A 10,244-nucleotide genomic window follows, 5' to 3' on the forward strand; every position below is an offset into this window, starting at 1 on the left:
AAATGGCGATAAATTTTAACTTTTTTAACGAGGCGTTCGACCCCTATTTAATTTCTCGGGTTGAATTTTCAAATTTTACGGATTTTGCAACAATTCTTTACAAAAAAGGCAGGTTTAGCCGAATTTCTGCCCATCTTCTGTAGTTTTACGGAATTTTAGACGGCGAACTCTGTATTTTTTACACGAGACAGCAGACGTGAGTGGGAACGCGAATCTGTCCAAGCAATCCATGACAGGACAGGGACGGCAGTTCCTTTACCCCCAGTCAGACTGGCTCTTGACTAGAAGCCGGTTTGCCCGAGCGGTACGCTACTCTTTTATCCCTCTTCTTTCAAACCGGAATGAGATCCTATTAGAAAAAGATCCTGAAGCTCCCAACGTGCTTGCATTTGGGAGCTTCTATTAGCCAAAAGTCTACAAATTGTAGAATTCAAGTCGAAATATTTCTCAAACCCTCTCCTCGACAAGCGTTACACGATTGCGATCGAACTTTTCATTCCGAGAGTGACAGAAGAGGGTTATACGGAATCCGAATTTCAAATACTGGTTTTGCCCGACCTGACAAATCTCTCTCTGTGTCCTCTGTGTCTCTGTGGTGAAGACTTTTTGAAACCTAGCTTATCGGAAACCGATGGAGTATTAGAGCTTGGCGGCGTGTAGAGCAAGCTAGGGAAAGCATCGACCAACCGAGTAAAATAGCTTCTTAGAACTCAAATACTCCAGCTACTCTGACGATCGCCCTTGAGAACGCCCGTGCCATCGTCTTGGAGGTTTTAAATTTCCAAGCTCGGACGTTTTCCGTAAAAACGATAGTTGCGATAATCCCTCAAAATGCGATCGTGGTCGAAACAGAGATTTGGGGGAAGTTCCCACAAGGAAAACACCTCTAAATGCTTGGCGTCGTCTCCCGCTTGGGGGATTCCCGTAGCGGTGGCGAGAAACACGACGCTGAGGGTATGTTTTCGAGGGTCTCGTTGAGGATTCGAGTACACGTGAAACTGTTCGATGAGTTCCACGTCTAACCCCGTTTCTTCCTTGGCTTCGCGAATCGCCGCCGTTTCGACGGTTTCCCCGTAATCGACGAAGCCGCCGGGAATCGCCCAGCCGTGAGGGGGATTTAGACGTTCGACGAGGACGATCGAACCGGGAGGGCGATCGATCGATTCGATGAGAATATCGACAGTCGGGACGGGGTTGCGGTAAGTCATAAACGGAGAGACGAGGGGAGACTCGAGAGAGCGTCAATGTTGAACTTAAGCCGAAAACTGAACCGGACTTGAGAAATCCCGTGTTAAATTCAACCTTGTAGCAAGTGGCGAGAGTTATGCCGTTTCCGAGATCTAGTGGAATTTTACTGCACCCGACTTCCCTTCCCGGTCGCTTTGGAATAGGCGATTTGGGAGAGGAAGCCTACCGTTTCGTGGATTTCCTCGCTGGAAGCGGACAGCAGCTCTGGCAAATTTTACCTCTCGGACCGACGGGATACGGGAATTCTCCCTATTTGTCCTATTCGGCGATGGCGGGCAATCCGCTGCTGATTAGTTTAGAACGGCTGTGTGACGACGGGTTGCTTTCACAAGAGGATTTGGCGGAGGTTCCCGAACTCCCGAGCGATCGCGTGGATTACGATCGCGTCGAACAGGTGAAAACTCCGCTGTTACAAAAGTCGTACCGTAATTTTCGCAGCGTCGCCACCACCGACCAACAGAAGGAATTCGTCGAGTTTTGCAAGGATAAAGCCCACTGGCTCGACGATTACGCTCTGTTTATTTCCCTTAAAACGCAAGTTTACAACGGAACGAGTTGGAATACGTGGGACGACGAGATCTCGAAACGCGATCCCAAGGCGTTAGAGAAATGGCGAGAAGAGCTTCACGAAGAAGTCGAATTTCGCAAATACCTGCAATTCGAGTTTTTCCGGCAGTGGTCGGCGCTGAAGGAATACGCCAACGATCGCCAGATTCAAATGTTCGGCGATATTCCCTTTTACGTGGCTCACGATAGCGCCGATGTTTGGGCCCATCGAGATATCTTTTGTTTGGACGAGGAAACGGGTAAACCCTCGTTGATGGCAGGCGTTCCGCCGGATTACTTCAGCGCGACGGGTCAACTCTGGGGAAATCCCATTTACGATTGGGAGGAGTTGAAGAAAACCAATTTCCGCTGGTGGATGCAACGGTTCCACGCAGTTCTCGATCGCCTGGATTTGATTCGTATCGACCACTTCCGAGGCTTTGAGGCGTATTGGGCCGTTCCTGGCGACGAAGAGACGGCGATGAACGGGGAATGGGTCGAAGCTCCGGGGTACGAATTTTTCGATCGCTTGAAAGAGGAATTGGGAGAACTGCCCATTGTCGCCGAAGATTTGGGCATTATTACGCCGGAAGTGGAAGCGTTACGAGACCGTTTCAAATTCCCCGGAATGAAGATTTTGCACTTCGCCTTCGATTCCGGTCGCGACAATCCTTATTTACCGTTTAATTACGATTCTAAAAACTTCGTGGTCTATACGGGAACCCATGATAACAATACAACCGTGGGGTGGTACGAGGCGCGATCGGATGAAGAAAACCAATGGGTTTGGAATTATATCGGTTGTAGTCGCGGCGAAGGATTCCATTGGGATTTGATTCGCTTGGCCATGAGTACTAATGCCAATCAAGCGGTGTTTCCATTACAGGATTTGTTCGGACTCGGGGCGGATGCCAGGATGAACGAACCCAGTAAGGCGGAAGGAAACTGGGAATGGCGGTACGACCCGGAACTGTTGACGGACGAGTTACGAGATCGCTTGTTGTTTTATACCTGTGTTTACGGAAGAAATCCGTCGTAGTTTGACAAGGGTTTGAGAAAATTTTTGACGCCGAGAGGCATCGCCAATAACAACAGAAACGGTCAGTTTAGGTTTGACTCTTGAATCTCTGACCGTTTCGTGTTAAAAGCAAGATAATTTAGCGAACGAGAAACACGCTCGTTCGAGTTTTTCCGATTTGCGTTATGCTGGTTCGCTTGAAGCTCGAAAATCTATATTCCTTCAAGGCGGTAGAATTTAGTGCGATCGCCTCTCGAGAACGCATTCATCTCCATCACGTTTATCCAGCTCGCAATCGTAACGACGTTCGTTTAACTCGCTTTGCTGCTATTTACGGGGCGAATGCCTCTGGAAAATCAAATTTTGTTAAAGCCCTCGAATTCGCTCGCAATTTTATTTTACACGGACAGCGACCAGGGGAAAAAATTCCCGTGGAACGGTTTCGTCTCGATTCCGACTGTTTAAAACGTCCGGCTCGGTTTACGATCGAAATTAAGTCTCGAGGAGTCCTCTACGAGTATGGTTTTGAATGCGATCGCGAACGGGTACATCGAGAATGGCTGTACAGCTTTACTCGTCAAAGCGATCGACTGTTATTCGATCGACAAACTCAAGCCAACGGAAACGCAACCCTCAAGTTCGGCGATTTTACCAAGTCTCTTAGTTCGGAAGACCGACAATTTCTCGAATTCGTCGGGAAAGGAACTCGCCCTAATCAATTATACCTCCACGAATGCGTCGAACACAACCTTGAAATTTTTATCGATCCCTATCGCTGGTTTCGTCATACCCTAACCATTATCAACCCCGAAAGTCACCCGCTGTCGATTGAATTAGACTTACAGAAAGATGAAAATTTTCAAACCTTTTTTAATGAGATTCTACAAATTGCCGATACGGGAATTAGTCGAATTGAAACAGAAGAAGTTGATTGGGATACTCCTGAAGGTCAACTGGTTCAAAATTTCCTGAAAGACCGATCGAACTCAGAATTTGCCGATGTCATTTACTTGCACGATTCTGACGGAATGAGATCTACAGTCATCAATCACCGTGAGGATTCAAAACTTCTGAAGTTAGTCACGATTCACCGAGACAGTCAAAATCGAGAAGTTCGATTCGATATTTACGAAGAATCTGATGGAACTAAGCGGCTTCTCGATTTAATTCCCTTACTTCACGAATTAATTGCTTCAGACGGAGAGCGCGTGTTTGTGGTGGACGAACTCGCACGCAGCCTTCATCCTCAGCTTTCACGGCTTCTGGCTGAATTACATCTCAAGTCTAACAATCAAAATAAGCCGACTCAACTTATCGTCACGACTCACGAAACGAACCTATTAGACTTAGAACTGTTGCGACGAGACGAGGTATGGTTTATGGAAAAACAGCTTAACGGTGCTACCGATCTTTACTCGCTATATGACTTTAAACCTCGCTACGAAAAAGACGTTCTGAATAACTATCTTCAAGGTCGTTACGGTGCAATTCCGTTTTTGGGAAATGCCCGTGCTTTGGGGTTAACGAAAAGTTCCTAACGTTCGTCTCACTTCGCATGGCTAAAAAGTCCAAACGCTCCTTCAGTCGCCCTAAACCGAGTCGGGATTTACGAAAAGTCTATTTTATCGCGACAGAGGGAGAGAAAACAGAAGCGATATACTTTGACTGTTTTAAAGGCAATCCGTATCGTCAAAATGTTATTGTTCGAGTATTACCAACACGCAAAGGTCGTTCGTCTCCCACAAGCGTCCTGAATCGTTTACAAGAGAAAATTAAAAAAACTCAGCTAAAACCCGGTGACGAACTTTGGCTCATTGTGGATGTTCCTGAATGGGAAAAATCCGAACTTCAACAGGTGTACCAAGTTTGTCAAAAACAGGGATATTTTTTAGGTGCCAGCAATCCCAGTTTTGAACTTTGGCTGCTTCTACACCAGAGAAATCCTCGTACTCCTGCAACGGTGAAGGAATGCGAAAGCGAACTGACTCGTTTATTGGGGAAACGTTACGAGAAAAGTAATTACGACGCTCAAAAACTCTTGGCTTACGTTAAAGAGGCGATCGCACATGGAAAACGTCTACATACTGACGAACAGGAATTTTGTCCGCAGCAAGTCGGAACTCACGTTTACCGTCTCGTTGAAAAGTTGATTGTTAAGACTTGAGGTTTTCTAAAAGAAGTCGTATAACAGGAGCATAGATCCCCGGTATCTCGGAGATGCTGGGGTTTTGGGAAGCAAATCTTTTCAAACCCATAATTGAAGGAATTCTCAAGGCTCGATTCTAAAACTGGCCACTTGCCAGGGCTCGAGGTTTTCACTTCCCTCGATATCTCGTTCTAAACCATCGACGCGAGAGGCGATCGCACCGCCCAAAACACTGTCGAATTCGACTTTAGCGGCGTTTCCAATACTGTCGTATCCTCGCAGAATCCAGCCGCGAGAGGCGTCTTCGGCTTGTTTGAACGCTGTGACGACGAAGTGTTTGGGCTTGACGGTCAACCAAGACATCGACGGGGGAAGATGTCCGCTGGAGGTTTGGGAATTTCCGAGACGGACGAAAACGGGTTGGTTGAAACGATATCCCCATCGGACGGTTTCGGCGTCTCGCCAATCGCCGGAATGGGGATAGATGGCGTAGGAAAATCGATGTTCGCCGAAGTCGGCGTCGGGGTCTGGCCAAGTGGAACCCCGTAACAGGGTCAGTCGCAATTGGTTCGGCTTGGCGTCGTAGCCGTGTTTGCAATTGTTGAGGAGACTGACGCCAAATCGATCTCCCGATAGGTCTGCCCATTGCAAGGCGGGAACTTCCCATTTGGCTTTTTCGGCCTCGGTTTGGGGTCGCGTCGGACGTGCGATCGCTCCGAAGGGTGTTTCGGTGGTAAAGCTTTCGGCATTGAGATTCAAGCCAAAGGCGGTTTTGACGAGGACGTGGGGTTCTCGCCAATCGACGCGAGTTTCGATTTTGAGGATGGGGGAGTCGATGTCGAGGATGTAGTCGCGGATAAAGCGGGAGTTGCGAAATCGCTGGACGACACGCACTCGCTGACGGATTTCGCTGTATTCTAGACAGGTTATCGATTCTAACGTTGCGGCTTCGAGAGGCTTTTCTTCATAGTTGGGGTCGATGTTCCAAGCATCCCAATATTGTCCTTTATCTTCAAAGAATTGTAAGCGATCGCCTCCAGAACTGTTCAGGATTTCCTGTTGGGTTTCAATATGAAAAATTGAAGCTAAATTACCGGTGATTTCGTCAATTTTTACGCGAATTTGTGTGTTTTGAAGTTTTGTGACATAATTGGGTATGTCATAATTCCGCGCCGGAAGTGACGATGGCTCGATCCAGAGGGTAGTAATTCCCATTTCCGGCAATTTGGGGATGTAAACCTGCAATGTGTCGCGAAACGGTATACTTTGCAGCGGCTTTCCGTCGATATCGCAAGCTCTCCAGGTTTTACTGGGGTCGGGAACCTGTATAACTACCACTTCAGAGCGATCGCCTCCCGCGACGTTGACACAATATACCGGGACAGCCTCAGAATGCTGTGGTGGTGGGAGTTTCAGCAGTTGCGTAAGGGAGTTTAGAGAGGTTTCTACCACCTCGGCGACGGTGCGATCGATCTTTTGCGTCGAGCGATCGGCGTCTCGGAAAACTTCGGGAATGGCAGAACCGGGGAGAATGTCGTGAAACTGATCGAAGAGCAGGAGTTTCCAAGCGCGATCGAGTTGGGCTTTGGGATAGGGGACTTTCGCCAATCTCGACGCGACGGAGGCTAACACCTCCGCCTGGTACAAACCGCGTTCGCCGCGACGGTTGGCGAGTTTGCGATCGCCGTGGGAGGTGTAACAGCCGCGATGGTATTCGAGATAGAGTTCGTTTCGCCAAACGGGGGGTTGAGGGGAAGCGGCGGCGAGGCGATCGAGGAAATCGGTGGCTTTGGAAAACTGGAGTTGGGGAAATTGGGGCGATCGCTGCCAGCGTCTGGCTACTTCTAGCATATCCCGAGTCGGACCGCCGCCGTGGTCGCCCACTCCCGGCAACCAAAGGGCTTCGGACAATCCCGTTTTCTCCTGCCAAGTTTTGGCGTAGCGGGCGATTTGCTGGGGGTCGATATCCTGTCCGATGGGAGAACTCATCCAACTGAGGATTTCCGACCCGTCGGGAGACTGCCAGCGAAACCACTCGTAGGGAAATTCGGTGGTATCGTTCCAGCGCAATTTCTGAGTGACAAAATAGTCGATTCCCCCAGCTTTGAGGAGTTGGGGAAGCTGCCAGCAAAAGCCGAAGCTGTCGGGAAGCCAAGCCACGCGAGAAATTTCGCCGAATTTCTCTCGGGTATAATGCTGTCCGTAGAGAATTTGACGGACGATGGATTCGCCGCTGACGAGATTGAATTCCGGTTCGACCCACAATCCGGCTGCGATTTCCCAAACTCCCGATTTAACGCGGTTTTGAATTTCGGCGAACACGTCGGGACGGTGGGTTTCGATCCAATCGTACAATGCTGGGGAGGAATGGCAAAAAATCAGTTCTGAAAACTCTTGTTGAAGAGACAAGACGGACTCGAAGGTTCGTTGTGCGGCGTCCCAGGTTTCCGATACCGGCCACAACCACGCCATGTCTAAGTGAGCGTGTCCGAGGAGAGACACTGTAAGGGAAGATTTGGGAAATTCAGTTTCGAGGATTTGGCGAAGTTGGGAGAGGGAACGATGGAAGCGATCGCGATCGCTCGGTAACGCCTCCCAGTCGATGACATCTATATATATAGAGAAATCTCGAACCTCTCGATGGAGAATTCCGCAAACAGCCAGTTCGTCGGCGATAAATCCGGGGTCGATTTCCTCCGATTCGTATATTAACTCGGAGGTAACTAACGCACCGTCGTCGTGACCGGGACTGACGAGGCGAATTGCCAGATTGAAACAGTCGCCAGGTCGAACGGATTCCCTCAGCAACAGCCGTCCGAAACAGTCGAACAAATCTCCTTCTCGAATTAAAGTTCCGTTGACAAAAATTTTGGCGTCTTCCGCCCACCAGCGCAGAGACAACCGTAACGCCAACCCCGTCACGTCGTAATCGTTTAAAAACTCCGGAACGACGAGGGTTTGACTCAGCCACAAAACCCGTTTTCCTCGTTTCCAAGAAATATGTCGCCGGGAATTCAAGGTGACGGGTTGCCAATTTTGCCAAGTTTCCGAAGGAACGGCTCGTTCGGTTTGAATATCGGCGTCGCAAAAACGCCAACTCTCTAAAATATCGAGACGACAAAGTTGTTTTAACCGCGCGATCGCCTGTGCGAGTCTTTCCACTGACTTCCCCTGCGAAATCTAGGAAGCATTGTATCGCGAGAACTCGAGTCGAAGACGCAGATTCCGGTAAAATAAAGGGATAACCGAACTACGGGGAGTCGGAATCGTGTCTGCTTACACCGGTCCTTACCAAAGTCGCCTGTTCAACTTTATCGCCGATCGCTCCTTGCGTTTTGGCGACACCGCAGCCAAAGCCTTTCGTCACGCCAAACTCGCCGTACAAAACGCCGCGCAAACCTTGCTGTATCCGGTGTACGCGATTTTTCAAACCATAAGACGCAGCGATCGCCAAGTGGCATCGGGGTCTACAGCCGAGGCGGAAGCGTTGCCACAATCCGACACCCCGATTCGCAACGTTTTAGAAACTCTCGATCGCTTAGAAGTTCGCGAAACGCCCGTTTGCGGAATTGCCAGTTCTCGCGAAGACAGAAAAATGGTTCTCGTCGCCGCAGAAAATCGCGTTCTCGAACCTCTCTCCCCGGAAAAACAACAACAACTCGAAGACTCTGTTTTAGCAGAACTGTCTCGAATTCCGCAGTTATCGCCGTCGCTGTCTTCGCCACCCGTCAAATCAAAATCTAGAAACAGCTTCGATCGCCTGATGACGTGGGTTCGAGGGAGTGCGATCGCCCGTCGTCTCAATTGGTTTAACGAAGCAGCACTTCCGGCGACAACCGTAAATTCAGGAGTTTCTAACTCCGACACCCGAGCGATCGTTTCATCTCAGGCAGTGTACGAGATCGATCGTCGTCTCGCCACCTTAGAAAGCGAGTATTTCCTCCCCATCGCCGAATCTCCCGAACCGCCGTTGGAGAAGTTGCGTCATATCCTCAAAGCGGCGATCGATTACTTTTTCGGCGGCGATCGATTTCGACACGACGAATTTTGGCTGGAAAAATCCCTAGAATCGCCATTGGGAAATCGAGAGTTTCTCAATTCCCACATCTCGGAGTCTCGAGACAGCGATCCGTGGCTGGCGAGTTCTCCCGACGTGGCCTCTTTACCCGGAACAGGTGCGATCGCCTCTCCAACTTCCCCAATTCCCACATCTAACTCGACAGTTTACAATTCCGCCGTTAACGAGTCTACCGTTTACGAACGAGTGCGCGCTCTCATCGAAGCAGCGATCGCCTACTTCTTCAATTTCGACGATCCTTTAAACGTTCCCAGCCAACCACCGCGAAAATCCTTCGCCACCGCCACAACTTCCCCAGTTTCAGATCCGTGGAATTTTGAAATTCAGGGGTTTGAACCATCGATTTGTGAATCTCTCAATTCCGATTTTTCCCAATTTGAAACGGCTTCCGCTTCCCCGACAGCGTTACCAGAAGGGAAGCCTTCAAATCCGTTCCGTCAAATTTCAGAAACAATCGATCGTTGGATTTCGACGGGTTCTCTGACAAAACCCTCGTTCCCGAATCGCGAAACGACAATTTCGACGACGGAAACAGCAGAATTGACGCCGAAACCCGTGGCATCGCCTCAATCTCCTTCTCGTCAATCTCAAGTTTCCCCATCGAACGGTGCGAAATCGAGAAGTCTCCCAACGCAACCGTCGAAATTTCAAACTCCCCAATTGAAAAATTCAAACACTCAAACCTCGAAATTTCAAAGTCCCAAAACTCAAACCTCCACCTCGAGAAATCTCCAAACTCGCCAATCGCGTCAAGTTCGGCGTCAAACGGAAACGGCGACTCTCGAATCTCCGCAAACCGCGACAGTGCCTCGAACTCGAGACTCTATCAATTCTGCTAACGCTAAGGCTTCCAACGCGCCAGAATTCCATCCCGATTGGCTCGAGGCACAAGTGGAGGATTCCAGTTATGTGAAACACCCGTTAGAAGTGGTGTTAGAATGGCTCGATAGCGTGATTTTGAAAATCGAGTTGTGGGTTGGAAATTTTTGGAATTGGCTGTCTGAAGAACTCTCGAAATAAGCCAAGTTTGAAGTTCAGATGATATTCGTTTTCGAGAAGCTGGGTTCGTATCAACCTACTCTCTACTCGAAATCTGCAAATTTCGACTTTCAGACAACTCTCGAAATCTACCCACACTCAAAATCCGTCAACTCTCAAACTTCGTTCCGACAACCCTGGAAAAATTGCAACTTCCCCACCTAGCAGCG

Annotated in this window: 6 protein-coding genes; 4 read left to right on the forward strand and 2 right to left on the reverse strand. The window is 49.2% G+C overall.

The window, feature by feature from the left end; all coding sequences use genetic code 11:
• Positions 1-773: 773 nt before the first annotated feature.
• The gene (locus POG22_RS16775; protein ID WP_017659694.1) at positions 774-1,208 is read right to left on the reverse strand and encodes an NUDIX domain-containing protein; all 435 of its coding nucleotides are present in this window, start codon (positions 1,206-1,208) and stop codon (positions 774-776) included.
• Positions 1,209-1,324: 116 nt separating this feature from the next.
• Between POG22_RS16775 and malQ the strand changes: the two genes are divergently transcribed.
• The 3 genes from malQ to POG22_RS16790 all read left to right on the forward strand — a co-directional run bounded on the left by malQ (position 1,325) and on the right by POG22_RS16790 (position 4,976).
• Positions 1,325-2,833: a 4-alpha-glucanotransferase gene (malQ, locus tag POG22_RS16780; protein ID WP_063719718.1), complete on the forward strand. Its 1,509-nt coding sequence runs from the start codon at positions 1,325-1,327 to the stop codon at positions 2,831-2,833.
• Positions 2,834-2,997: 164 nt separating this feature from the next.
• Positions 2,998-4,350: an AAA family ATPase gene (locus POG22_RS16785; RefSeq protein WP_063719719.1), complete on the forward strand. Its 1,353-nt coding sequence runs from the start codon at positions 2,998-3,000 to the stop codon at positions 4,348-4,350.
• A gap of 17 nt (positions 4,351-4,367) precedes the next feature.
• Positions 4,368-4,976, forward strand: coding sequence for an RloB family protein (locus POG22_RS16790; protein ID WP_074171061.1), 609 nt, complete (start codon positions 4,368-4,370; stop codon positions 4,974-4,976).
• A 105-nt stretch (positions 4,977-5,081) separates the two neighbouring features.
• Here POG22_RS16790 and POG22_RS16795 read toward each other — a convergent pair whose 3' ends face one another.
• Entirely contained in the window at positions 5,082-8,120 is a 3,039-nt protein-coding gene (locus tag POG22_RS16795; protein WP_498906517.1) for an alpha-mannosidase, read from the reverse strand.
• A 106-nt stretch (positions 8,121-8,226) separates the two neighbouring features.
• Between POG22_RS16795 and POG22_RS16800 the strand changes: the two genes are divergently transcribed.
• Positions 8,227-10,056 carry a hypothetical protein gene (locus POG22_RS16800; protein WP_498906519.1) on the forward strand — a complete coding sequence of 610 codons (1,830 nt, stop codon included), beginning with the start codon at positions 8,227-8,229 and terminating at the stop codon, positions 10,054-10,056.
• Positions 10,057-10,244: the final 188 nt, after the last annotated feature.

The organism is Geitlerinema sp. CS-897, assembly GCF_028368005.1.
Taxonomy (GTDB): Bacteria; Cyanobacteriota; Cyanobacteriia; order Cyanobacteriales; family Geitlerinemataceae; genus Baaleninema; species Baaleninema simplex.